The 23,489-nt window shown below is 70.1% G+C and carries 18 protein-coding genes; 12 read left to right on the top strand and 6 right to left on the bottom strand.

What is annotated here, in order from left to right:
• Positions 1 to 134: 134 nt before the first annotated feature.
• The 6 genes from Pka01_RS26350 to Pka01_RS26325 all read left to right on the top strand — a co-directional run bounded on the left by Pka01_RS26350 (position 135) and on the right by Pka01_RS26325 (position 8,815).
• Complete coding sequence (locus Pka01_RS26350) at positions 135 to 1,211, top strand: GNAT family N-acetyltransferase (protein WP_203885572.1); 1,077 nt, start codon at positions 135 to 137, stop codon at positions 1,209 to 1,211.
• Between the two features lie 125 nt (positions 1,212 to 1,336).
• Complete coding sequence (locus Pka01_RS26345; protein ID WP_203885571.1) at positions 1,337 to 2,353, top strand: sirohydrochlorin chelatase; 1,017 nt, start codon at positions 1,337 to 1,339, stop codon at positions 2,351 to 2,353.
• A gap of 10 nt (positions 2,354 to 2,363) precedes the next feature.
• On the top strand, positions 2,364 to 3,449 hold the full coding sequence (gene cobT / locus Pka01_RS26340) for a nicotinate-nucleotide--dimethylbenzimidazole phosphoribosyltransferase (RefSeq protein ID WP_203885570.1): 1,086 nt from the start codon (positions 2,364 to 2,366) through the stop codon (positions 3,447 to 3,449).
• A gap of 125 nt (positions 3,450 to 3,574) precedes the next feature.
• Complete coding sequence (gene cobA / locus Pka01_RS26335) at positions 3,575 to 4,807, top strand: uroporphyrinogen-III C-methyltransferase (RefSeq protein ID WP_203885569.1); 1,233 nt, start codon at positions 3,575 to 3,577, stop codon at positions 4,805 to 4,807.
• Positions 4,804 to 7,146, top strand: coding sequence for a dynamin family protein (locus tag Pka01_RS26330; protein ID WP_239115309.1), 2,343 nt, complete (start codon positions 4,804 to 4,806; stop codon positions 7,144 to 7,146). Before cobA ends, Pka01_RS26330 begins: the two co-directional genes overlap by 4 nt.
• Positions 7,147 to 7,183: 37 nt before the next feature.
• Positions 7,184 to 8,815 (top strand): P-loop NTPase family protein, encoded by a 1,632-nt coding sequence (locus Pka01_RS26325; protein WP_203885568.1) that lies wholly within the window; start codon positions 7,184 to 7,186, stop codon positions 8,813 to 8,815.
• A gap of 239 nt (positions 8,816 to 9,054) precedes the next feature.
• Here the strand turns inward: Pka01_RS26325 and Pka01_RS26320 are convergent, their stop codons facing one another.
• Positions 9,055 to 10,119 (bottom strand): LCP family protein, encoded by a 1,065-nt coding sequence (locus Pka01_RS26320; RefSeq protein WP_203885567.1) that lies wholly within the window; start codon positions 10,117 to 10,119, stop codon positions 9,055 to 9,057.
• A gap of 1 nt (position 10,120) precedes the next feature.
• Positions 10,121 to 10,702: an RNA polymerase sigma factor gene (locus Pka01_RS26315; protein ID WP_203885566.1), complete on the bottom strand. Its 582-nt coding sequence runs from the start codon at positions 10,700 to 10,702 to the stop codon at positions 10,121 to 10,123.
• A gap of 202 nt (positions 10,703 to 10,904) precedes the next feature.
• Here Pka01_RS26315 and Pka01_RS26310 point away from each other — a divergent pair, with 202 nt between their 5' ends.
• The 3 genes from Pka01_RS26310 (at position 10,905) to ettA (ending at position 14,928) form a co-directional block, all read left to right on the top strand.
• Positions 10,905 to 11,597, top strand: a complete 693-nt coding sequence (locus Pka01_RS26310) for a single-stranded DNA-binding protein (protein WP_203885565.1) — start codon at positions 10,905 to 10,907, stop codon at positions 11,595 to 11,597.
• Between the two features lie 354 nt (positions 11,598 to 11,951).
• A complete protein-coding gene (locus tag Pka01_RS26305; RefSeq protein WP_203885564.1) occupies positions 11,952 to 13,253 on the top strand; it encodes a GGDEF domain-containing protein in 1,302 nt (433 codons plus the stop codon).
• A gap of 10 nt (positions 13,254 to 13,263) precedes the next feature.
• Positions 13,264 to 14,928: an energy-dependent translational throttle protein EttA gene (ettA, locus tag Pka01_RS26300; RefSeq protein ID WP_203885563.1), complete on the top strand. Its 1,665-nt coding sequence runs from the start codon at positions 13,264 to 13,266 to the stop codon at positions 14,926 to 14,928.
• Between the two features lie 130 nt (positions 14,929 to 15,058).
• Here ettA and Pka01_RS26295 read toward each other — a convergent pair whose 3' ends face one another.
• From Pka01_RS26295 to Pka01_RS26280, 4 genes are all read right to left on the bottom strand, one after another.
• Positions 15,059 to 16,612, bottom strand: coding sequence for a glycoside hydrolase family 13 protein (locus tag Pka01_RS26295; RefSeq protein WP_203885562.1), 1,554 nt, complete (start codon positions 16,610 to 16,612; stop codon positions 15,059 to 15,061).
• Between the two features lie 30 nt (positions 16,613 to 16,642).
• Positions 16,643 to 17,026, bottom strand: a complete 384-nt coding sequence (locus tag Pka01_RS26290; RefSeq protein ID WP_203885561.1) for a globin — start codon at positions 17,024 to 17,026, stop codon at positions 16,643 to 16,645.
• A 35-nt stretch (positions 17,027 to 17,061) separates the two neighbouring features.
• Positions 17,062 to 18,006, bottom strand: coding sequence for a mechanosensitive ion channel family protein (locus Pka01_RS26285; RefSeq protein ID WP_203885560.1), 945 nt, complete (start codon positions 18,004 to 18,006; stop codon positions 17,062 to 17,064).
• A gap of 570 nt (positions 18,007 to 18,576) precedes the next feature.
• Positions 18,577 to 18,837: a hypothetical protein gene (locus tag Pka01_RS26280; protein ID WP_203885559.1), complete on the bottom strand. Its 261-nt coding sequence runs from the start codon at positions 18,835 to 18,837 to the stop codon at positions 18,577 to 18,579.
• 339 nt (positions 18,838 to 19,176) lie between these two features.
• On the opposite strand from Pka01_RS26280, the gene Pka01_RS26275 reads away from it, so the two are divergent.
• From Pka01_RS26275 to Pka01_RS26265, 3 genes are all read left to right on the top strand, one after another.
• Complete coding sequence (locus Pka01_RS26275; RefSeq protein ID WP_203885558.1) at positions 19,177 to 20,784, top strand: NsdA family TPR-like regulatory protein; 1,608 nt, start codon at positions 19,177 to 19,179, stop codon at positions 20,782 to 20,784.
• A gap of 10 nt (positions 20,785 to 20,794) precedes the next feature.
• Complete coding sequence (locus tag Pka01_RS26270) at positions 20,795 to 21,298, top strand: GNAT family N-acetyltransferase (RefSeq protein WP_203885557.1); 504 nt, start codon at positions 20,795 to 20,797, stop codon at positions 21,296 to 21,298.
• A gap of 151 nt (positions 21,299 to 21,449) precedes the next feature.
• Entirely contained in the window at positions 21,450 to 23,456 is a 2,007-nt protein-coding gene (locus Pka01_RS26265) for a tetratricopeptide repeat protein (RefSeq protein WP_203885556.1), read from the top strand.
• The last annotated feature ends 33 nt before the right edge of the window (positions 23,457 to 23,489 follow it).

Here is a 23,489-nt window from a genome sequence, read left to right as displayed (position 1 = left end):
TCCGAATAGGGTCATGAGATGCCTCGTACCCGGCCCGGCCGCCCCAAACATCGGCGAGGGCCCGTCCGTAACGTGCGAAGGCCCAGGTGGGCGAGGAAGCAGATGGCAAATCGGCATCTCCCTGGAGTGGCGCTGTGTTCGACGAGCAGCTGACGATCAACACCGAGCGGCTGGTGCTGCGGCCGTTCGGACCCCGGGACGCCGTCATGGTGCGGACGGTCATCAGCGAGGGGGCGCACTCCACCGCGCTGCCGCCGGGCGCTCCCGGGCATCCGGCGGGGATACCGCAGTGGCTGTCGCAGGGCGTCCACGAGCTGTGGCGCTCAGGGCAGGGGATCCATCTCGCCATGGAGGCCTCCGGCGCCGTCGTCGGCGCGATCAGCCTGTTCAAGACGCAGTGGGGCGCCGCCACGTCGGAGGTGGGGTACGGCGTTCACCCGGCGCACCGGGGCCGCGGCTACGCCACCGAGGCCGTCAGGGGTGTCACCGGCCGCCTGCTCCGGACGGGGGCCCTGCGCAGGATCGAGTTGCGGGCCAACGCCGACAACGCGGCGTCCATCCGGGTCGCGGAGAAGGCCGGCTTCACCCGTGAGGGGCTGCTGCGTGGTGCGGGGTACGAGGACGACGGCCCGCACGACCTGGTCGTCTTCGGCATGCTCCGCGGCGACACCCGCGTGGAGCGCCGGCTGGAGAGCGACCGGCTGACCCTGCGGCCCTTCGTCAAACGCGACGCCTTCGACCTGCTCGCCGCGGTGCGGGACGACGCCGAGATCGGCCGCTGGATGCCGTGGGCCGAGGACTTCACCCTCGAGCGCGCGCTCGACTGGTGCACCCGCGTCGCCCACGCCGGAGGCACGGCCGTCGGCGGCAACTTCGCCATCGAGCCGCGGGAGGGCGGGCGCCTCGCGGGCGCCATCGGCGTGCAGCGCGAGGATCACGAGCGGGGAGACGTCGAGATCGGCTACTGGATCTCGCCCTGGTCCCGGCGGCAGGGATTCGCGGCCGAGGCGACCAGGACCGTCACCTCGTACCTGCTGGACGCGGGGTTCCACCGCGTCCACCTGCTGGTCGCGACCGGCAACCGCGCCAGCCAGGCGGTCGCGAGGCGGGCCGGTTTCATCGAGGAGGGCATCCTGCGCCAGGCGCTTCCCGTGCCCGGTGGACGGGCCGACGCCCTGCTGTTCAGCGTGCTTCAAGGGGAAATTAAGTGAGAAAAGGTAAAAAATTTCCTCGCCACCTGGGCCTATCGGTCAAGAGGCGCCCATGATTGGGCCCGGAGGGTTATCCTCACGAGCCGGATCACGTCTCCGCAGGTCAAGGCATGGGAGATCAGTACATGAAACCGCCGCTGTTGCTCATCGGACACGGAACCCACGATGAGACCGGCGTGGCCGAATTCGGCAGATTCGTACACCGCCTCCGCTGCCGCCTCGACGCACTGCCCGCGGAGGTGAGCGGCGGCTTCATCACCAACGCCCGCCCTCCGCTGAGCGACTCCGTCTCCTCCCTCGTGGCACGCGGGCACCACCACGTGATCGCGGTGCCCCTGAGCCTCACCGGCGACCGGCACGCCCTCGGCGACATCCCGGGAACGCTGGCGCTCGAGCAGGAGCGGCACCCGACGTTCGAGTACGACCTCGGCAGGCCGCTCGGCGCGGACCCCCGCGTGCTCGACATCCTCGCGGAGCGGCTCGCGGACGCCCGCGCGGAGATGCCACGCCTGGTGACCGACGAGCCGCCGGAGTTCATCGGGCCCGCCGAGACGGCCGTCGTGCTGGTCGGCCACGGATCCGCGGACCCCGAGGTGAACGCCGAGGTCCACCGGGTCTCCAGGCTCTTCTGGGAGACCCACGCGTCCGACCTGCTCACGGTCGAGACGGCCTACGTCTCGCACACCCGTCCCGGGGTCCCCGGCGGTCTGGAGCGCTGCCGCAGACTCGGCGCCAAGCGGGTGATCGTCCTGCCGTACATCCTGTTCGCCGGGGCGGTGCTCGAGCGCATCTGGGCGCAGGCCCTGGCCTACGGCGCCAACCACGAGGGGCTCGACATCCGCTGCGCAGAGGTCATCGGCGACTGCGAAGGGCTCGCGGACGTCGTCGTCGACCGTTACGAGGAGGCCCTCGCGGGCGCGGATGATTGGCGCGCGGCGCGCCGCTACCATGACATGCTCACGATCGAATCGCCTGCGCGCGCCAAGCTCGCCGCGTCCCCCGACGCCGAAGCAGGCGCCGAGCGCGAGCCAGTCGCCGACGACGAGCTCGACGCGGAGATCGGCGCCGAACTCGAGGCGGAGTTCGACGCGGAGATCGAGCCTGGGCTCGACGCCGGGACGGGGATCCCCAGCGCCGTCTGAAGGAGTGAGCATGACCCTGCTCGACGCGACCGTCTCGGCCATCTGGCCGGTGGACCCGGTCGCGATGGCCGAGGCACGGACCCGTCAGGACCGTCTCACGAAGCCGCGCGGCTCCCTCGGCGTCCTCGAGGACGTCGCGGTGCGGCTCGCCGGTGTCGCCGCGGCCTGCCCCCCGCCGATGCCCGTGCCCGTCGCACTGGCCATCTTCGCCGCCGACCACGGTGTCCACGCCCAGGGGGTCAGCCCCTGGCCGCAGGAGGTCACCGCACAGATGGTGGCCAACTTCGCCGCGGGAGGAGCCGTCGCCAACGCGTTCGCCGCGCAGGCCGGCGCCTCGGTGACGGTGGTCGACGTCGGCGTGGCCGCGGATCTCACCCCGCTGCCCGACGTCCTGTCCCGCAAGGTCGCGTACGGCACGGCGGACCTGTCCCAGGGCCCCGCGATGACGCGCGACCAGGCGATCGAGGCCCTGTCCGCCGGCATCAGGACCGCCGGGGACCTCGTCGCGGCAGGCAACCGCTGCCTGATCACCGGTGACATGGGGATCGCCAACACCACGGCCTCGGCCGCGCTGATCAGCCTGTTCACCGGCCGGGAACCGGCGTCCGCCACGGGGCGCGGCACCGGCGTCGACGACGCCATGTACCAGCACAAGATCGACGTGGTCCGCCGCGCGCTGGCGGTCAACGGCTACGGGGAGGCGGGAGCCGTCCCCCAGGGACAGGACGAGGTCCTCCAGGCGCTCGCGACCGTCGGAGGGTTCGAGCACGCGGCCATCGCCGGGTTCATCCTCGGCGCCGCGGCGGCCCGGGTGCCCGTCATCCTCGACGGCGTGATCGCGGGAGCCGCCGCCCTCGTCGCGGCTGCGCTCGCCCCCGACGCGGCGGGCTACTGCGTCGCCGGGCACCGCTCGGCCGAGCCGGGCCACGCGGTGGCGCTCGCCCACCTCGGGCTCCGGCCCCTGGTCGACCTCGAGCTCCGCCTCGGGGAGGGCACGGGCGGGCTGCTCGCGCATCCGCTGGTCAGCGCCGCGGTGCGGGTCATGCACGACGTGGCGACGTTCGACTCCGCCGGGGTGGCGGACAAGGAGCGTTGACTCCCGGAATCGACCCAAGACCCGGTGGACTGCCGATAAGTCTCATCTGGTGAGTGCCGTCACAGGTCAACGGGTAGGTTTGCCTCTTAACAGACCACGCTTGACGCATTAGGGAGACTGGGGTCATGGCGCCCTACCTGCTCGGCCTCCGCCTCGACGGGCGGCGGGTTCTCGTCGTAGGCGGCGGACACGTCGCCCAGCGGCGCGTTCCCACGCTGCTCGACGCCGGAGCGTCGGTCACCCTGGTCTCGCCGAGCGTCACGCCGGCGCTCGACGACCTCATCGCCGACGGCCGCGTGACGTGGGAGCGACGGCCGTACCAGGTGGGCGACTGCGACGGAGCCTGGCTGGTGCACGCATGCACCGACCATCGTGAGGTCAACACGGCGATCGCCGCCGAGGCCGACGCCAAGCGCATCTGGTGCGTGCGGGCCGACGACAAGGACGCCTCCGCCGCCTGGACGCCGGCCAGCGGCCGGGTCGACGAGGTGAGCGTCGCCATCACCGCCGGAGGCGACCCGCGGCGGGCCGCGGGCATCCGCGACGCCGTCGTCGGCGCCCTGCGGGACGGCACCGTCGACGCCCGGCGGCACCGCACCAAGCCCGTCGGCGTCGCGCTCGTCGGCGGCGGCCCCGGGGATCCCGGACTGATCACCGTCAGGGGACGGCAGCTGCTCGCGCAGGCCGACGTCGTCGTCGCCGACCGCCTGGCGCCACGTGCCCTGCTCGACGAACTGCCCCCTGACGTCGAGCTCATCGACGCCGCGAAGATCCCCTATGGCCGCGCGCTCGCCCAGGAGAAGATCAACGAACTGCTCATCGAGCACGCCCGCAAGGGCAAGTTCGTGGTCCGGCTGAAGGGCGGAGACTCCTTCGTCTTCGGCCGCGGCGGCGAGGAGATGATCGCGTGCGCGAGGGCCGGCATCCCGGTGATGGTGGTCCCCGGCATCACGAGCGCCGTCGCCGTCCCCGCCTCCGCCGGCGTCCCCGTCACGCACCGAGGGGTCAGCCAGGAGTTCCACGTGATCTCCGTCCACGTGGCCCCCGACGATCCCCGCTCCACCGTCGACTGGCCCGGGCTGGCGAGATCACAGGGGACTCTGGTGCTGCTGATGGGAGTTGAGCGCATCGGAGAACTCGCCCGAACGCTGATTCGAGACGGACGTTCGCCGGAAACTCCCGTAATGGTGGTACAGGACGGTACTCTTCCCACCCAGCGAGCTGTCTCCGCCACGCTCTCCACTGTGGCGGAACGAGTGACCGCGGCGGGGATACGTCCGCCTGCGATCGCGATCGTCGGCGAGGTCGTCAGAGTCGGCCAGGAGATCGAGATGGTGCGAGCGGAGCGGGTCCCGTGAAATCGGCTGCCAAGAACACGCCCGACCCCGAGGCCGTCGAGCAGTCCGGCGAGACACAGGAGCCGGGCGTCGAGGGCCGGCCAGAGACGCCCGGGGAGCAGACCTTCACGTTCCGCTCGATCCGTGACGAGGACCCCGACGTGGATTCCGGCAAGGATTCCGACGGGGTTTCCGGCAGGGTCTCCGGCAGGGTTTCCGACGGGGACGACGCCGGGTCCGGGCGCGCGGAGGCCGAGGATTCCGCGCCGGACGCCGGTTCGGGTGAGTCCGGCCCCGAGGAGTCCGGCCTAGGGCAGCCCGGCCCCGAGCAGCCCGGCTCCGAGTCCACTGCCGCGGAGGGCCCGGACGGGGCCCCCGGCGCCGAGGACGACGCCTCCTCCGACGCCGGCGCGGGCGCGGGGTCACCGGACGAGGGCGAGGCTCCGCCGGACGGGCCCGACGCCCGGGCCGAGGCGCCGGGAGGCACGGACCCTCCCGCCGGGCCCGCGGACGAGGATGCTTCCGGGAAACCGCTGGAGGAGCCCGGGGAGTCGCAGGAAGACGTGGAGAAGCCGCGGGCGGAGTCCGGTGAGGATCCGGACGGTGAGGATCCGGACGGTGAGCCCGCCGACACGGGCGCCGCGGACCGGTCCCCGTCTCCGATCGGCCTGCCCGTGCGCGAGATGCCGTTGCCTGAACCGGTGTCGGCGGCGCTGACCGCCGCGCTCGCCCAGCTCCGCGTGGCCGTCAAGGGCCTGCACTTCGGCCTCGACGTGCCCGGCGCCGAGGATGCGCGCAAGGCCCAGGACGCCGTGCTGGCCCAGATCGACGACTACGTCATCCCGCGCGTCCACATGAGCACGGCCCCCGCACTGATCGTCGTGGCCGGCTCCACCGGAGCGGGCAAGTCGACCCTGGTCAACACGCTCGCCGCACAGAACGTGACGGCGACGGGCGTGCGCCGCCCCACCACCGGGACCCCGGTGCTCGCCTGTCACCCCGACGACTACGAGTGGTTCGCCAAGGGCGACCTGCTCGGCGGTCTGACCAGGGTCGACAAGGCCGACGCCGGCACGGGGCCCGACTCCGTCGTGCTGGTCGCGACGCCGCGGCTGCCGCAGGGCGTGGCGCTGCTCGACACGCCGGACATCGACTCCGTCGTCGAGGAACACCAGGACATCGCGCATCGCATGCTGGACGCGGCGGACCTGTGGGTGTTCGTCACCACCGCCGCCCGGTACGCGGACGCGCCGTCGTGGGGGCTGCTGCGCCGCGCGAAGGAACGCGGGGCGCGTCTGGTCATCGTCCTGTCCCGGGTCCCGATGAGATCCCGCGACGTCATCGTCAAGCACTTCGGCCGCATGCTCGACGAGTACGGCCTGGCCGACGTGGAGCGCTTCGTCATCAACGAGACGGCCGTCCGCGAGGGCAGGCTGGCCGACGAGGAGGTCACCGACCTCCGTCTGTGGCTCGCGGAGATGTCCGTCGACGAGGAACTTCGAGCCGAGGCAGTGCAGGCGACGCTGAACGGCGTCTTCGACAGCTTCAGAACCCGGCTGCCCGCCCTGGCCAGGCATCTGGAGACGCAGGTGGTGTTGCGCGCCGACCTGCGCTCCGACGTCGACTCGGCCTACATGGCGGCCCTGGCGGAGATCGACGAGGCGACCAGGAACGGCTCGCTGCTCAGGGGCGAGGTGCTCGCCCGCTGGCAGGACTTCGCCGGCTCCGGCGATCTCATGCGCACCCTCCAGTTGCGGCGTGGCGGCAAGGCGCAGCACAAGGGGCCCGAGCGGCTCCGTGCCCTGAAGTCGGCCCTGCGCACCGGGCTCGAGTCGGTGATCACCTCGGCGATCCAGCGGGCGGCCGAGGAGGTCGTCGTCCGGTGGCGTCAGCGCGCGGGAGCCGGTGACCGGCTCGCCGCCACCCCCGGGCTCGGCCGTCCCTCGGAAGAGGTCGTACGGCGGACCGTGCGGACCATCACCGCGTGGCAGGACCACGTGACCGAGCTGATCAGGACCGAGGGCGTCACCAAGCGGTCCGTGGCGCGGCTGGTCTCCTTCGACGTCGAGTCCCTGTCCCTGATCTTCACCGTCGGACTGCTCGGTTACGGCACCACCGACGTCTCGGTGGGCCAGGGCAACAGCGCCCTGCCCCAGCGGCTGCTGCGCGGGCTGCTCGGCGCGGAGTCCCTGCGCAACATCAGCGCCAAGGCGCGGAGCGACCTGCGGGCGCGGATCAGCCTGCTCTTCGACGAGGAGACCCTGCGGTACGTCGACGAACTCGACAGCGCGGGAATCCCGGACGAGGCCGCCGCCACCCGGCTCTACCAGGCCACGTACAACCTCGAGGTCGCACGATGACTCCGGCGACGCTTCCCGGCACCACGGTGGGAGATCGATGAGCACTGTCAGCACCGCCGAGACGCGGCACGGACTGGGCACTCGGCTCGCCGCACTCTCCAAGATCGTCGAGCTCGGCCAGGGCAGGATCGATCCCGCGCTCATCACCGAGGCCGCCCAGTTGCTCCTGCGGGCCGGCGACCGGCTCAAGCTGTCGCCCGACCACACCGTGGTGGCGCTCGCCGGGGGAACGGGCAGCGGCAAGTCGTCCCTGTTCAACTCGATCTCCGGGTTGGAGCTTTCGCCCATCGGGGTGCGCAGGCCGACCACCGCCCGCACCCACGCCTGCGTGTGGGGCCTGGAGGGCGCGGGGCCCCTGCTCGACTGGCTGCAGATCCAGTGGCGGCACCGGTTCGCCCGGGCGAGCGCGCTCGACAAGGGCGAGAGCCAGCTCCACGGGCTCATCCTGCTCGACCTGCCCGACCACGACTCCATCCGGGCGCTCACCGACCCGGAGGCCAACCGGCTGATCCAGGTCGCCGACCTCGTCGTGTGGGTGCTCGACCCGCAGAAGTACGCCGACGCGTCCGTGCACCGCCGGTATGTGACCGACCTCGCGGGGAACGACGCCGTGACGGTCTTCGTGCTCAATCAGGCCGACCGGTTGAGCCACGAGGAGCAGGCCGAGTGCGTCGCCGATCTGGAGGACCTGCTCAGGCGGGAAGGGGTGACCGATCCCCAGGTCGTCGCCACGTCCGCGCTGACGGGCAAGGGCATCGACGGGCTCAAGGCCGTGCTCGCCGAGTCGGTGTCCACCCGGCGGGCGGCCTACCAGCGGCTCGAGGCCGACCTCGACCGGCTCATGGCGCGCCTGGCCAAGAACGTGCCCGACCTGCTCCACGTCGACCCCACGGTGGACGGCGCCCGCAAGGCCGGTCTGACCGACGCCTTGTGCGACGCCGTCGGTGTCGCGGCCCTCGGCGAGGCCATGGAGAACGTCTACGGCGTGCGCTCGGTCGACTGGGTCGGCTGGCCGTACGCGCGGTGGGCAGGCAAGCTCCGGCGCGACCCGCTGAGCAGTCTCAAGCTCGGAGCCGTGAAGGACGACATCCGCAGCCTCGTGGGCAGCGCCGTCAGCGCCCAGCCGGCCGAGGTGGACAACGCCGTCCAGGCCCTCGCGGACGGCCTCACGGCCGGGATGCCGGACGTGTGGCAGAACGGAGTTCGCCAGGCGGCACGCGGTCGGTCCGTCCAACTGCCCAAGGCGCTGTCCGCCGAGCTGTCCGAGGTGGCGCCGCCACTCGACCGGGTGCCCGGCTGGTGGTGGCTGCTGAAGATCTGGCAGTACCTCCTGGTCTTCCTCTTCGTGGTGGGGCTCGCGTGGGTCGGCTCGATCCTGGCGTACGGCGTCTTCAACGCCGGCAGGCCGCCGGTGAGCGTGCTGGGCGACGTCGGAGCCCTGCCCTGGGTGGGGCTGATGCTGGTCAGCGTCCTCGGCCTGGGCATCCTGTCGGCCGTGGCGAGCCGGAACTTCGTGATTCTGGGCGCGAGCAACGAGCGGGATCGCCTCGAGCGCGACATGCGCCGCCGGGTCACCACGGTCGCGGAGGAGACGGTCATCCAACCGGTCGAGCGTGAACTCCAGCGCTACAACGAGTACTTCGCCGCGATCACCCAAGCCAAACGCTGACCCGCCCCTCCCCGCCGTGATCATGCACACGCCCCCGCCGTGATCATGCACGGGTTCGGCGACGCGGGCGCTGACCAGCGCGAACGCAGTTCGTGATCATGCACAGGTTCGGCGATATGTCCCGCGACCTGCGCAAACGTCTTTCTTGATCATGCATGGAGTCGGTCGGGCGCGACGCCGGAAGGCCCGCATCCGCCCCTGTCGGGATGCGGGCCCTCTGCCTCAGTGCCCGTCCGGGCCTATTTGCCGGTCTTCTTCGGCGGGATGCCGCCCAGGCTGGTGAAGAGCTTGTCCGCCGCCGGTTGCCTCAACTCGATCCGGTTGGGGTCAAGCCGGTAGGGACGCCATGGAACGGTGAGGAAACGGAAGTCCCGTGATGTGACCCCGGCCAGGCTCTGGGCTACGCCCACCATCCCCTGCACGTCGAGCGCGGGGGTCGTCTTGATCGTCTTGCTGGACTCGCGAAGGAAGGCGAGGAGGCGGACCGGATCGGTCAGCACCGACCTGGCCTTCTTGAACATCGAGGCCAGGAACTGCTGCTGCCGCTCGATCCGGCTCACATCTGATCCGTTACCCAGTGAGTGGCGGGTGCGCACATAGGCCAGCGCTTCATCGCCCTTCACGAGATGCCTGCCGGCGGGCATGTCGAGACCTGCGTCCTTGTCCTTCACGGCCTTCGGCAGCGTGATCTCGACTCCGCCGAGGGCGTTCACGATGTTCTTCAACCCGTCGAACTGCACCTCCACCACATGATCGATCCGGATGCCCGTGATGGACTCGACGGTCTTCTCCGCACAGGAGGCGCCGCCATCGGTGAACGCCGAGTTCACCATGCCGCGATGGGTGGGGACGCTCGTTCCACTGGCGTCCTTGCAGGCGGGGATCTGGATGATGGTGTCCCGCGGAATGGAGACAACCGTGATCTTCTTCCGGTCGGCGGGCATGTGCACGAGCATCATCGTGTCGCTTCTGGCGCCTAGTTTGTCGGGGCCCCCCACGACTGACACAGGTATGCGCCTGTCCACGCCCAGGACCAGCAGGTTGAGCTCCTCGACCGGCCGGGCGGCGGGGTCGGTCACGGGCGTCTTCGCCGATCGGGGGTGGACGATCATCGTCGGCACGACGATGGCGGCGGCAGTGACCACGGCGGCGAGCCCGATCAACCCCCAGCCGCGCATCAGGCGGGGGACGCCGCGCCGCGGGCGGGCGCCTTCGAGCAGTCGCTGCCGTTGGCGTACGAGCGACGGCGGGGGTTCGTGCTCCAGGGTGCGCCCGAGGTCGCGGAGCATTGTCAGATCGTCCATGTCAGTTCTCCTCGCGCATCGGGTTGCTGTCACCGAGCACCGAGCGGACCTTCCGCCTGGCCCGGTTGAGCCGGGACCGCACAGTGCCGATCGGCACGCCCAGCGCCTGGGCGACCTCCTCGTACGACAGGTCGCTCCAGGCGACCAGTAAAAGGACGTTGCGATCCTTGGGGGCGAGACCGGCGAGGGCGCGGGCGAGCAGCGGGCGGGCCGCCCGTGCGGTCACCCCGGCGGCGATCCGGTCGTCGTCGCTGTGGGCGACGTCCTCGATCGGGCTGCGCTGCAGGGCCCGGTAGTGCGCGGCCTCCGTCCGGCGATGCCGGGAGATGAGGTTGGTGACGATGCCGAACAGCCATGGGCGGGCGTCGGCGTACGACAGGTCGTAACCCGACCTGCCGGCGAAGGCCGCGAGGAACGTCTCCCCGACGAGGTCCTCGGCGATCTCCGGGCCCACGCGCCGGGACACGTAGCGGTAGAGCATGCCGGCGTAGCGGTCGAACAGGACCGCGAAGGCCTCGGGCTCGGTCCGCGAGTCGGCGATCAGGTCGGAGTCCCGTGGTAGGGCTGCGGTTTGAGCAGTCATCGCTGGCACCGTTGCATGAAACGCGGCCTTTCGTGGGCTATGGGGGACAACGATGTCTTGCCACTCCTGCTCTTTCGGGTTCACGGCCGTCCACAGCCTGCTCGAAATCCCCAGAACGACGTTCGGAAACGTGGAGATCACGACCGGCGGGCCACTGTGTCATCGGAGTCCGGCGAGTGCCCGGGCCCGGGGAAGGCGCGTCATGAGCGACATCTACGTCACGCTGAGCGGGAACGTCACCGACGATCCACGGCAGTACCAGTTCAAGGACGGCAGCCGCGTCACCTCGATGCGGATGGCCGTCAACAGGCGGGTCCTCGACCAGCAGACCAACACCTGGCAGACCAGGGACACCACCTATTACACGGTTCGCTGCTACCGGGGACTGGCCGACAACGTCCATCAGTCGGTCACCAAGGGGCAGCCGGTCGTCGTGTACGGCAGGCTGCGGATCAAGCAGTTCGAGCGGGAGGGGGAGAGCCGGTTCTGGGCCGAGGTGGAGGCCGTCTCGGTCGGTCACGACCTGAAATGGGGCATCGCCACGTTCGAGAAGCCCGCGCGCTCCTACGTCGGCGTCGCCGGCGACGACCGGCAGGCCATGGAGGACGCCACCAGGGAGTGGGAGCTGACCGCGCCCGGGGCGACCGTGCCCGAGGCCGCCCCGGCGGGGGCCGCTGTGGCCGGAGCGACCGCACTGGGGGAGACCACGTCAGGGACGCAGGGGGAGGGCTTCTCGGAGGGGCTGCGGGCTCTGGAGGGCGGAGGGGCCGGGGTCGAAGGAGGCAGAGGGGCCGGCTCCGGACGCTCTGAGACCGGCGAGGTCGAGGAGAGCCTTGAGCAGGAAGGGGACGACGGGCGAGCTGATTCCTGGCTCACGGGCACCCGGGCGGCGTAGCCGGGTGTCCGGACTTCCGACACTGTGGAGGGGCATCGGCCGTGCGCGGCCGGTGCCCGCCGCGGGGGAGCTTCCGGGGATCGGCCGATGGCGACTTTCCGTGTCGCTGCAAGAGCACCAACTCAGGTCCAGGTCACACCCCGCACCATGGCTGCTCCTTTCCCAACCGCCCGCTCCGGATGGAGCGGATTCCACCAGACGAGTCTCCAGGCAAATCGCCGCAGACCCACCCCTAGGCCATCAGATGCAGATAGCCACCGTGCCAAGGTAGCGGTTCCCGTCGCGCGCCGCACACTCCGCAACTATTGTGTTACACATCGTGAGACGCCGTTTTGGTTGCGTTGGGGGGGCGGGATGACGGGGCCCAGTCATACCTCGGCCAAGCCGCGAGAAGCGATCCTCTCGCGGGGCCGGTGGCCCCTGCTCGCCCTGCCGCGCCCGCTCAAGACCTATCTCTGCGGGATCATCGCCCTCGACCTGGTCGCCATCTGCGTCATCGCGGCGCGGACCGACCTGCACGTCCATGATCTCCTGACGTTCGCGGCGCTGACGTTCTGCGGCGTGGTCTGCATCGAGGCGACGAGGCGGCTGGGCATGCCGGCCGGGGTCTCCCGCGACCTGCTGTCGGCCTGGTGGCTTCCGGCGGCCCTCCTGCTGCCCCCGCTTTACGCCCTGCTCGCTCCGATTCCCCTGCAGTTCCTGCTGCAGGCCCGGGTACGGGCGACGGTCCTGTACCGGCGGGTGTTCAGCGCAGCGGCCATCGGCCTCGCCGCGTGCGCGGCGTCGGCGGCCTTCCACGGCTGGATAGGCGATCCGGTCCTGCTGAGCAGCGGCGGCGTCGGGCCGATCGCGGTCGCCGTCGCCTGCGCGATCCTGTTCACCGTGCTCAACACGGCGCTGATCGCGGTCGCCGCGCACACCGCCGACCCCAAGGGCCGCTGGAGCTCGGTCCTGTGGGATCGGGAGCGGCTCATGCTCGACGCTGTGGAGTTGTGCCTCGGAGTGCTGGTCGCCGTCGTCTGCGGGCTCAACCTGTGGCTGTTGCTCCTGGTGCTCCCGCCCGTCGTGCTTCTCCAGCGCAGCCTGTTGCACGCGCAACTCCAGGCGGCCGCCCGTACGGACCCGAAGACCGGATTGCTCAACGCGGCGGCGTGGCAGCTGGAAGCGGACACGGAGATCGTCCGGGCGCAGCGGACCGGCGAGACGCTCGCCGTGATCATCATCGACATCGACCACTTCAAGCGGGTGAACGACACTCACGGGCACCTGGTCGGCGACCAGGTGCTGATCGAGGTCGCCGCCACCCTGCGGAGCCAGCTGCGCGAGTACGACGTCGTCGGCAGGTTCGGCGGCGAGGAGTTCGTGGTCCTGCTGCCGCGCGCCGACCTCACCGAGGCCCGCAGGATCGCCGAACGTCTCCGGACCCGGGTGGGCCGGATGGCCGTGGCCGCCGACCATGTCATGGTGTCGGTCACCGTCTCCGCCGGCGTCGCCATCATGAACACCCACGGCGAGGATCTGATCGAGCTGCTCGCTGCCGCCGACCTCGCGCTCTACCGGGCCAAGGCGCTGGGCCGCGACCGGATCTGCCTTCCTGCGACCCCGGCACCCCCGCGTCAGCGCAGAGCGGACGGCACCACCGGCGCGATCCCCTAGTCTTAGGGGCATGCCGGAGTACATCTACACGTTGCAGCGCGTGCGCAAGGCGCACGGCGACAAGGTGGTTCTTGACGACGTCACGTTGTCGTTCCTGCCGGGAGCCAAGATCGGCGTTCTGGGCCCGAACGGCACGGGCAAGTCCACGCTCCTGAAGATGATGGCGGGCCTGGAGCAGCCGTCCAACGGTGACGCCCGGCTGATGCCCGGTTTCACGGTGGGCATGTTGCAGCAGGAGCCGCCGCTCAACGAGGCGAAGACGGTCCTGGGCAATGTCGAGGAAGGCGTCGCCGAGACGAAGGCGATGCTCGACAGGTTCAATGAGATCGCCGAGCAGATGGCCACCGACTACAGCGACGAGCTCCTCGACGAGATGGGCAAGCTGCAGGACGCGCTGGACCACCGGAACGCGTGGGATCTGGAGAGCCAGCTCGAGCAGGCGATGGACGCGCTGCGCTGCCCGCCGCCCGACGCCGACGTGACCCAGCTTTCCGGTGGCGAGCGCCGCCGGGTGGCCCTGTGCAAGTTACTGCTTGAGCAGCCCGACCTGCTGCTGCTCGACGAGCCCACCAACCATCTCGACGCCGAGAGCGTCCAGTGGCTCGAGCAGCACCTGGAGAAGTATCCCGGGACCGTCCTGGCCGTCACCCACGACCGGTACTTCCTGGACAACGTCGCGAACTGGATCCTGGAGCTCGACCGCGGCCGGTGCTTCCCCTATGAGGGCAACTACTCCACCTACCTCGAGGCCAAGGCCGCCCGTCTGAGGATCGAGGGCCAAAAGGACGCCAAGCGCAAGAAGCGCCTGGAAGAGGAGCTGGAGTGGGTCCGCTCCAACGCCCGGGCCCGCCAGACCAAGAGCCGGGCCCGTCTCCAGCGCTACGAGGAGATGGCGGCCGAGGCGGACAAGTACCGCAAGCTCGACTTCGAAGAGATCCAGATCCCGCCGGGCCCGCGTCTGGGCACGACGGTCATCCGGGCGGAGAAGCTCACCAAGGGCTTCGAGGACCGGGTGCTCATGGACAGCCTCTCCTTCGACCTGCCCCGCAACGGCATCGTCGGCGTCATCGGACCGAACGGCGTCGGCAAGACCACGCTGTTCCGCATGATCATGGGTGTGGAGACACCGGACGCCGGAGGGATCACGGTCGGCGAGACCGTGAAGATCTCCTACGCCGACCAGAGCCGCGAGGGCATGGACCCGAAGAAGAACGTCTGGGAGGTCGTCTCCGACGGGCTCGACCACATCAAGGTCGGCAACGTGGAGATGCCGTCGCGGGCGTACGTCGCCGCATTCGGCTTCAAGGGCCCCGACCAGCAGAAGCCCTCGGGTGTCCTGTCGGGCGGCGAGCGCAACCGGCTCAACCTCGCGCTGACGCTCAAGCAGGGCGGCAACGTCCTCCTGCTCGACGAGCCCACCAACGACCTCGACACCGAGACGTTGTCGAGTCTGGAGAACGCGCTGCTCGACTTCCCGGGCTGCGCGGTGATCACCTCGCACGACCGGTGGTTCCTCGACCGCATCGCCACGCACATCCTGGCGTGGGAGGAGGGCTCGAACTGGTTCTGGTTCGAGGGGAACTTCGCGGACTACGAGAAGAACAAGATCGAGCGACTGGGCGCCGACGCCGCACGGCCGCACCGGGTCACCTACCGCAAGCTGACCCGCGACTAGGGCGGCACGCCGCACGTGGATTCAACGGCCGGGACGTCGATCGTCCCGGCCGTTTGCCTTCCGCGGCCGTCGAAGCCTCCGTCACCGACGAGCGGCGTCGGCTTCGCGCCGCGACCTCCACATCAGTGGTTCATTCGGCGGTGAGAAGCCAGGCCGCCGTGTCCGGCGGGAGATCCCGCCCGTCCAGGGGGCCGCTGGAGATCAGGACCTGCTCGTACGGCGGGAGCCGTACCGGCTCGGTTCCGCAGTTGATCGCGCTGACGAGCCGGCCGCGGCCGAGGAACAGGGTGTCGCCCGGTGCCTCCAGCCAGGTCGTCGTGTCCGGCAGGGTGCCCCGCAGGGCGCGCCGGGCGGCCAGGGCCCTCCGGTAGAACGCCAGCGTCGAGGACGGGTCGGCGGACTGCCGCTCGGCGGTGAGGTCGGCCCAGTCCGCCGGCTGCGGCAGCCAGGATCCCCCCGTCCCGAATCCGAACGGCGCGGACCTACCCGACCAGGGGAGGGGTACGCGGCAGCCGTCCCGGCCGAGAACCTCGCCCTTGGAGCGGAAGAAGATGGGGTCCTGGCGGGCTTCGGGGGGAAGATTCTTCACCTCAGGTAATCCCAGTTCCTCCCCCTGGTAGAGATACGCCGATCCCGGGAGGGCGAGCATCGCCAGCAGAGCGGCGCGGCCGCGGGCGAGGCCCAAGGACGGATCGGGAGCCCCCTCGCCGTATCGGGTGGTGTGCCGGACGACGTCATGGTTGGACAACACCCAGGTGGGCGCGGGGACGGCGCGCAAGGTCGCGTCGATGACCTCGCGGAACGCCGTCGCGGACCACGGCGCCTCCAGCCAGGCGAAGTTGAAGCTCTGGTGGAGTTCGTCGGGCCGTACGTAGAGGGCGAGGTCCTCGGCCGAGTCGGTCCAGACCTCGCCGACGGCCGCCCGCACGCCGGGATAGGAGTCGAGCACCCGCCGCCAGTCGCGGTAGATGTCGTGGACCTCCGGCCGGCTCCAGATCGGGGACCTGGCGCCGAATCCGGGGTCGGTGTCGGGCAGTCCGGGGGCCTTCATCAGGCCCATCGCCACGTCGATCCGGAATCCGTCGATCCCGCGATCCAGCCAGAAGCGCAGGACGTCGAGGAACTCCTCGCGGACCTCGGGATTGTTCCAGTTGAAGTCGGGCTGCTGCGGCGCGAACAGGTGGAGGTACCACTGCCCGTCGGGCACCTGCGTCCAGGCGGGGCCGCCGAACACCGATAGCCAGTTGTTGGGCTCCGGGCGGGCACCGTCGCCGGTCGGGGACGCGCCGTCGCGGAACATGTAGCGGTCGCGTTCCTCGGACCCTCTGGGAGCCGCCAGGGCCTTCTGGAACCACGGGTGCGCGGAGGAGGAGTGGTTGGGGACGATGTCCACCATCAGCCGCAGGCCGTGGGCGTGGGCGTCCGCCACGAGGTCGTCGAAGTCGGCGAGGGACCCGAACAGCGGGTCGACGTCGCGGTAGTCGGCGACGTCGTAGCCGCCGTCCGCCATGGGGGAGGGGTAAAAGGGCGTCAGCCAGATCGCGTCGACGCCCAGAGCCGCCAGGTACGGCAGGCGGCTCCGGATGCCGGCGAGATCACCCACGCCGTCTCCGGAGGCGTCGGCGAAACTGCGGACATAGATCTCGTAGACGACGGCGTCACGCCACCAGGGGGAAGCTTCCATGGATGAATCGCTGCCCGTCGTTTCCCGGACTTATGCGTTGATCATGCTGTGGGCGGCGTAGACGAGGTAGTCCCACAGCTGCTTTTCGAGCTCCGGCGGCAGGTCGAGCGACTGTACGGCGTCGCCCATGTGCTTGAGCCACGCGTCCCGCTCGGGCTCGCCGATCACGAACGGGGCGTGCCGCATGCGCAGCCGGGGGTGGCCGCGCTGCTGGCTGTAGTCGTTCGGCCCACCCCAGTACTGGATGAGGAACATGCGCAGGCGCTCCTCTGCTCCGTCGAGGTCGTCCTCGGGGTAGAGGGGGCGCAGCAGGGGGTCTTCGACCACGCCTTCGTAGAACCGGTGGACCAGTCGCCGGAAGATCTCCTCGCCACCGACGGCCTCGAAGAATGAGGCGGTCTGCTCGCTTGTCACCGTTCAAGCCTAGGTCAGGCGGAGGCCAGGTCGGTTCACACGGTGGGGGCGGCGAACGTCAGGCCCTGCCGGTCGAACGCGCGCTTGATCCGCAGGCGCAGTTCGCGGGCGACCCCCAGTTGGCTGGACGGCACGGTCTTGACGCTGACCCGGAAGATGACCGCGGTGTCGGAGATCTGCTCCAGCCCGAACACCTGAGGTTCCTCGACGATGACGGCGTCGTGGTAGTCGGGGTCGGCGTACATCTCGGCGGCGACCTCCCTGAGCAGGTCGTGGATCGCCGAGGCGTCCGCGTCATAGGGGACGGGGACGTCGACGAGGGCCCGGGACCAGCCCTGCGACTCGTTGCCCACACGGGTGATCGTGCCGTTGCGCACGTACCACACGGTGCCGTCGGCGTCGCGGATGCGGGTGATGCGCAGCGTGACCGCCTCGACGGTGCCCGTCGCCACTCCGGTGTTGATCACGTCGCCCACGCCGTACTGGTCTTCGAGCAGCATGAACATGCCCGCGATGAAGTCCTTGACCAGCTCCTGAGCGCCGAAGCCGACGGCGACACCGATGATTCCGACGCTGGTCAGGAGGGGCGCCAGTTCGACCCCGAGCTTGGCCATGATCATCAGGGTGGCGGTGCCGAGGATGACGACCGAGGCGAGGCTGCGCAGCACCGACCCCATGGTCTCGGCGCGCTGCCTGCGCCGCTCGGTGAGGATCGCAGACGTGGTCTCCGATCCGAGAAGGTTCTTGCCGCGCAGGCGCTCGGGGAGCACGCCCTCGCTCGCGTGGAGCGTGACCCGGGTGATCAGCCGGTGCGCCACGCTCCGCACGATGAGCGCGATGAGCAGGATCAGCCCGAGGGCGAGGATGACGTCCGTGACGCCGGCCACGAGGGGCACCCACTTGGGAAAGCCGTCGGCCGGGACCATCACGTTGAGGATCGAGCAGAGGATGCCGTCACCGCTCTCGCAGGCCTTCGCCATGTTCTGCGCAGTCGCGGTGATGTCGAACGGGCCAGGCGACCCCGGGGGCGTTGTCGCGAACGGCAACGGGGGCGACACAGTCGACAGCGGGAACAATGGGTGGATCCCCCTCGGATCGGTTCGGCGACAGCAGCAGGCAGGGAAAACCTAACCCATGCTGCCGACCGAACCGGCCACCGTCACATCGCCGGGGAAGACGGAAGCGTCCGTCGATCCGGGGCCGCGGAGGGCGGACCGGGAACGCTCCAGTGACGTGCGGCAGGGCTGGGACACGCACCCGGAAGCATGTCCCTGACCGTTCTCCGAGAGGGGGATCCCCCCGATAGCCCTCCAGTTCGGCCTCGTCGGCCGTGCCGGACGGCAGTCTGGTGCGTACGGCTCCTCATGGGTGCCGCCCTTCGGGTCGGGGCGGAGTGTGCCGTACTTGAGCTTGAGTGGTCGACGCGGAACCGGCGGGGTGCCACAGCGTTCCTGCGGAACGCTCCGCACCGGGCACCCCACCGGCCCCACGGGGCCGCGGTGGGGGCGGGGGGCCGGCGTGGCTGAGCGTCATCCGGCCCATCGCCTCTCCTACTCGCTCACCGCGGCGAGCACGCGGGCGACCTTGGTGGCCGCGCCGACGGGATCGTCGGCCCGATGCATCCGCTCTCCCCAGGACCACCAGTAGTCGGCGGCCTGGCAGACCACGTTCTCTGTGAGGCTCGTCGCGTTCGGATTGATGACACGCACGTAGGCGCGCCCCGACGGTGCGCGCACGACACGCGCGCTCAGCCCCCGGGCATCGAGCTCGCCGACCAGTCGCTCCAGTCGCCGCACATCGTCCTCGCCCACCTCGCGTCCTCCTCCTTCATTTCGGCTTCGACCTGAATTGCACGGTTTGCAATCCTGCATCTTCGGCCTGGTGCGCCCACCATGACTCACCGAACTGAATGGGTCAACGAGTGCAAGAGGGCCCTGTGGTGGAGGAAACCCCAAGTGGGTTGAAAGAAAACCCCTACCGGAGGACGATCCTTAGTCAGCACGTGTAGTCCTTGGTCGTTGCCGGGTAACGCTTGGGTCATCATTATTAGGTAGGCGGAGCGCGACTTTCGTGTCACACTCCGTTAGCAGATGAGGACCGGTCGGGACACGTGAGCGGCGCGCGCGGCCGGTCACGAGAGAGGGGCCGGAATGTCCGGCAGGCAGCACAGGGAGACGGAGATCGCCCGTCAGGTGCGGGCTCGCGGCCTCGCGGCCGGGCGCAGCCTGGCCATGATCGCCGACGAGATCCACGAGGTGTGCGGACCGCAGTTCGGCACCACGAAGATCAAGTCGCATCGTCTCTCGAACGGCATCGCCCTCGCAGATGTGATCGAACAGGTACGAGCCCTGTTCGAGAGGGACGGGAAACCCGTGCCCGGCATCGGCGAGACTCTTCTGTCCGCGTACGAGTCGGGCATGAAGAGGCCTGGTCCCGAGTATCTTCACTACCTGTGTTCGGTCTACCGGGTCGAGCCGGTCGCCCTGGGATTCGATGGTCCCTGCATCTGCGGCCATCCCCACCTGGCGCCCGGTGGTCCCGGTAGTGGGGAGCCGAAAGAAGAACGACCCGACATTTCCCCCGGGCTGCGTCAGCTGCTCGTCCCCCAGGACGGCGGCTTTCCTCCCACCGACGGGGGCGAGGAGGACGAGAACGTGCTACGCAGGACGCTGTTGAAGCTTCTCGCGGGCGGTGCCGGTGTCACCGCCGGCGTCGGCATGGACAGCCAGTTGCTCGGCGCGGTCGATAACGTGCGGCGGAAGATGGACGACACCATGGTGTCGGCGACCGTCTCCCCGGCGATGCTCGACCAATGGGAGCAATCGACCAGCGGCTTCGGCCGGCAATATATGAACACCCCGCCCCTGCGGCTGCTCTGCGACGTTCTGCTGGAGTTCTCCACGGTCCGCAAGGCCATGGAACGCCGTCAGCCCGTCGACGTGCAGGAGCGGCTGTGCCGGATGGCGGCCCAGCTCTCCGGGCTGTGCGGGATGATCATGATCGACCTCGGCGACCATCGCCTGGCCCGGTCGTTCTTCCGCACCGGGCGCACCGCGGCCGACGAGACCGGCGACCGCGCGCTGCGCGCCTGGGTCACCGCGCGTGAGGCGCTGGTGCCGCTCTACTACGGCGACCCGCGCGAGGCGCTGTCGCTGGCGAAGAAGAGCCGCGACATGGCCGGGCACACTCCCTGCGCGGCCAGGACCATGGCGCCCGTCGTCGAGGCCAGGGCCCTGGCGATGCTCGCGGGCGCCAACGGGTCACGTCAGGACGTGGTCGAGCAGGCGAAACGGGCGCTGCACCGGGCCCGCCAGGCCTTCGCCCAGATGAGCTCGAACGACCAGGAGGACGCGGCCTTCGGGTACACCGAGCGTCAGCTCTACTTCTACCAGGGCGACGTCCTGGTGAAGCTGGGCCAGACGCTGGAGGCCGACGTGGTGCTGGAGCAGGCGCTCGGCAAGTACACGGACGAGGACATGCTCGACCAGACGCTGATCCGGTTCGACCGCGCCATGTGCCGCTTCATCGAGGGAGACATCGACGAGGCGCTGCAGATGGCCACCGCGGCCGTCGACGCCTGCGGCCCCGACGTCGACGACTTCCCCCGGCTCGCCATGCGGCCCGCCGGTGACCTGATCAAGGCAATCCAGGCGAAGTACGGCGACCTGCCGCAGTTGCGGGCCTTCCGTGACCGTCTCGCGCCCGGAGATTCCAACTCGTCGGCATCCGCTTCCGGGGCCGCGGAACGTGAAGTGTGAAGGGCGCGACATGGTGGCGGTCCTGAAGATCAGGCAGTACCGCTGGTCCGATCTCGACGCGGTCTGGACGCTGCATCAGATCGGCCTGGCCCAGGTGGGACTCCTGCCGGGGGACGGCGTCTACTACGACGACGACTTCCCGAGAATCAGCGAGGTCTACCTGGCCGACCGCGGCGATTTCCTCATCGGCGAGGTGGTCGGCTCCGGGATCGTCGCGATGGGCGGGCTGCGCCGGGTCGACGAGCAGACGGCGGAGATGTGCAGGCTCCGGGTGCATCCGGCGCATCAGCGCCGGGGCTACGGCGGTCAGATCATGGCGGCGCTGGAGCAGCGGGCCGGGCAACTCGGCTACTCGTTGCTACGAGGTGACACGACTCTCCAGCAGGTCGCCGCCGTGGAGCTCTACCGCAAGTCGGGCTGGCGCGAGCTCCGTCGCGAGGTCCGTGGGAACGCTGTGGTGCTATATGGCGAGAAACGCCTGAATGCGGAGGTTCCGCGACTTTTCAACCGATAGTTAATGCCTCTGGGCCCTTGGCGGATCGCTGATTTGTACTAATACTTGTGCCTTATCCGTTAAACGGGGAAAGAGGCATAATGAAGAAGATCATTGTCCGCAAGCCCGGCACGATGAAGCTCACGGGAACTTCGAGCGTCATCCACAAGGGGTGAGGGAGAACCTCCGCCACATCTGGGTTCGGGGGAACCTCTCCCGCGATCGCGTGCTGGCGCTCCGCTCCCTGGAGTCACCTGCCCCCCTGACGCCTGTGATCAACGGGCATCGACGGCTGCGCGGTCCGTACTCGATCGGCAGCGTCATCCTGCGCGAACTCGTGCCGATCGCATTGGAGCGTTCCCCTGACCTGGTGGCGCGACACGACATCGAGATCCGTGCCGCCGCTCCCGACCTGCGGCGCCTGGTCCCGCCACGACGGGAGCCCATCGAGGCTCGCCTGTCAGAGAACGAACGGATCCTCGTGCCGGCGCCGCGCCGGACGTTGCGGATAGCCAACGGGCTCGCCGAGTTCATCCGCGACTGCCTGCCCGGACCGCGCTCCCTGATCGTGGACAACCTGCACCAGGCGGATCCCACCGACCGTGAACTGCTGACCGTGCTGGCCCGCCGCGTGGGACGGCTCACGCTCGCGCTGGGGTCCCCGGAGCCGCCGCTCGACGAGGCAGGTGAGCCGGTCGTGGTCGACGCCGCCCCCCAGGAGGGAGTTTCCGTCGGCTCGCCCGAGGACTATGTGGCCTCGGACGGCACCTCCGACGACTCCCCGGCCTATCAGGCCTATCTCGCCCTGCCTCCCGATGAGCGGGCTCGCCTACACGATCGCCGCGCCGCCGAGCTGACCGGCGAGTTCGCGCTGGGCGCTTTGCCGTACCACCTGGAGCACGGCAGCGACCCGGGCGCCGCGGCCCAGGCGTTGTGGGAGGCGGTGGACCACTGTGTCACCGAGGGCTTCCTGCACGCCGTCGCCGAGCTTGGCCCGCGTGGCCTGCGCCTCGCGGAGAGCGGTTCCGACCTGTGGTGGCGGTTCACGCAGCGTACGGCGACCGCGTTGGGCGGGCTCGGCCGCCGCGACCGGGCACTGGAGCTCTACGAACGGGCCCGGCGCGAGAGCATGGACCCCGTCGTCCACGCAGCCTCCGCGTACGGCACGGCGATGCTGGACGCACGCCATCCCGACCCGGACAAGCGGGACCTGGGCCGGGCCACCGGCTGGATCAACGAGGCCGTGGCGATCTCGACGCTGCTGCCCGACCGGCGGGAGCGGGCCTTCAAGCTCGGGTTCGACCAGAACGGCCGGGCGCTGATCGAGGTCCGGCAGGGCCGGCTCGCGTCGGCGCTCCAGCTCGTGGAGTCGGCGATCGATCTCGCGGACCGCGACCTGCCCGAGGACGCGCACCCCGTGCACCGCATGGTCCTTTTCGCCAACCGCGCCCAGTTGCTCGCGCGGACCGGCCGGGCCAAGGAGGCGCTGCGCGATCTCGACCGCGCCATCGCCATCGATCCCTGCTTCCCCGACCACTACCTCGACCGGGGCAATCTGCTGCTGCAGCTGGGCCGTCCGGACGACGCGCTGGCCGACTACGAGACCGCCATGCTGGTGAGCCCGCCGCTGCCCGAGGCGTACTACAACCGGGCCGAGCTGCGTCTGGCGGCCGGTGACCTGGAGTCGGCGAGGGCCGACCTCGATCATGTCCTGGAGCTGGACCCGGACTACCTCAACGCGTACGTGAACCGCGCGGGGGTCCTGGAGATGCTGGGCGAGCACGACGCGGCCCGCGAAGACGTGGCGGCGGGCCTGGCCCTCGATCCCGGCAACGCCCACCTGCACGGCGTCCTGGGCCAACTGGAGACGGCGGCCGGCCGGTTCGAGGACGCGGGGAAGGCGTTCGACGCCGCGTTGCGGGCCGATCCCGGCCTGGCGTCCGCCTTGGCCAACCGGGCGATCATGCGGTATGAGTCGGGCGACCCGGCCGGAGCCGTCGACGATCTCACCCGGGCGCTCGAGCTGGGGGACGACCCGGCGCTCTACTTCAACCGGGCCACCGCCCTCGACGCCCTGGGACGCGTGGACGAGGCCCTGCTCGACCTGCGGCGGGCTCGTGATCTCGCGCCCGGAGACCCCGACATCCGGGAGGCGCTCGAACGCCACACGGCCGGATGACCAAGGTCACTCCCGGCCTGCGCGAGCCGTACC

The organism is Planotetraspora kaengkrachanensis (genome assembly GCF_016862895.1).
Lineage (GTDB): Bacteria > Actinomycetota > Actinomycetes > Streptosporangiales > Streptosporangiaceae > Planotetraspora > Planotetraspora kaengkrachanensis.
This window is presented reverse-complemented; position numbering and strand designations above follow the sequence as displayed.

Coding starts and splice junctions, on each gene's coding strand:
- Pka01_RS26285 (WP_203885560.1), bottom strand. CDS start 18,006: ATGGCGAAGGCCTGCGAGAGCGGTGACGGCATCCTCTGCTCGATCCTC.
- Pka01_RS26345 (WP_203885571.1), top strand. CDS start 1,337: ATGAAACCGCCGCTGTTGCTCATCGGACACGGAACCCACGATGAGACC.
- Pka01_RS26325 (WP_203885568.1), top strand. CDS start 7,184: ATGAGCACTGTCAGCACCGCCGAGACGCGGCACGGACTGGGCACTCGG.
- Pka01_RS26275 (WP_203885558.1), top strand. CDS start 19,177: ATGTCCGGCAGGCAGCACAGGGAGACGGAGATCGCCCGTCAGGTGCGG.
- cobA (WP_203885569.1), top strand. CDS start 3,575: ATGGCGCCCTACCTGCTCGGCCTCCGCCTCGACGGGCGGCGGGTTCTC.
- Pka01_RS26315 (WP_203885566.1), bottom strand. CDS start 10,702: ATGACTGCTCAAACCGCAGCCCTACCACGGGACTCCGACCTGATCGCC.
- Pka01_RS26320 (WP_203885567.1), bottom strand. CDS start 10,119: ATGGACGATCTGACAATGCTCCGCGACCTCGGGCGCACCCTGGAGCAC.
- Pka01_RS26310 (WP_203885565.1), top strand. CDS start 10,905: ATGAGCGACATCTACGTCACGCTGAGCGGGAACGTCACCGACGATCCA.
- Pka01_RS26295 (WP_203885562.1), bottom strand. CDS start 16,612: ATGGAAGCTTCCCCCTGGTGGCGTGACGCCGTCGTCTACGAGATCTAT.
- cobT (WP_203885570.1), top strand. CDS start 2,364: ATGACCCTGCTCGACGCGACCGTCTCGGCCATCTGGCCGGTGGACCCG.
- ettA (WP_203885563.1), top strand. CDS start 13,264: ATGCCGGAGTACATCTACACGTTGCAGCGCGTGCGCAAGGCGCACGGC.
- Pka01_RS26305 (WP_203885564.1), top strand. CDS start 11,952: ATGACGGGGCCCAGTCATACCTCGGCCAAGCCGCGAGAAGCGATCCTC.
- Pka01_RS26270 (WP_203885557.1), top strand. CDS start 20,795: ATGGTGGCGGTCCTGAAGATCAGGCAGTACCGCTGGTCCGATCTCGAC.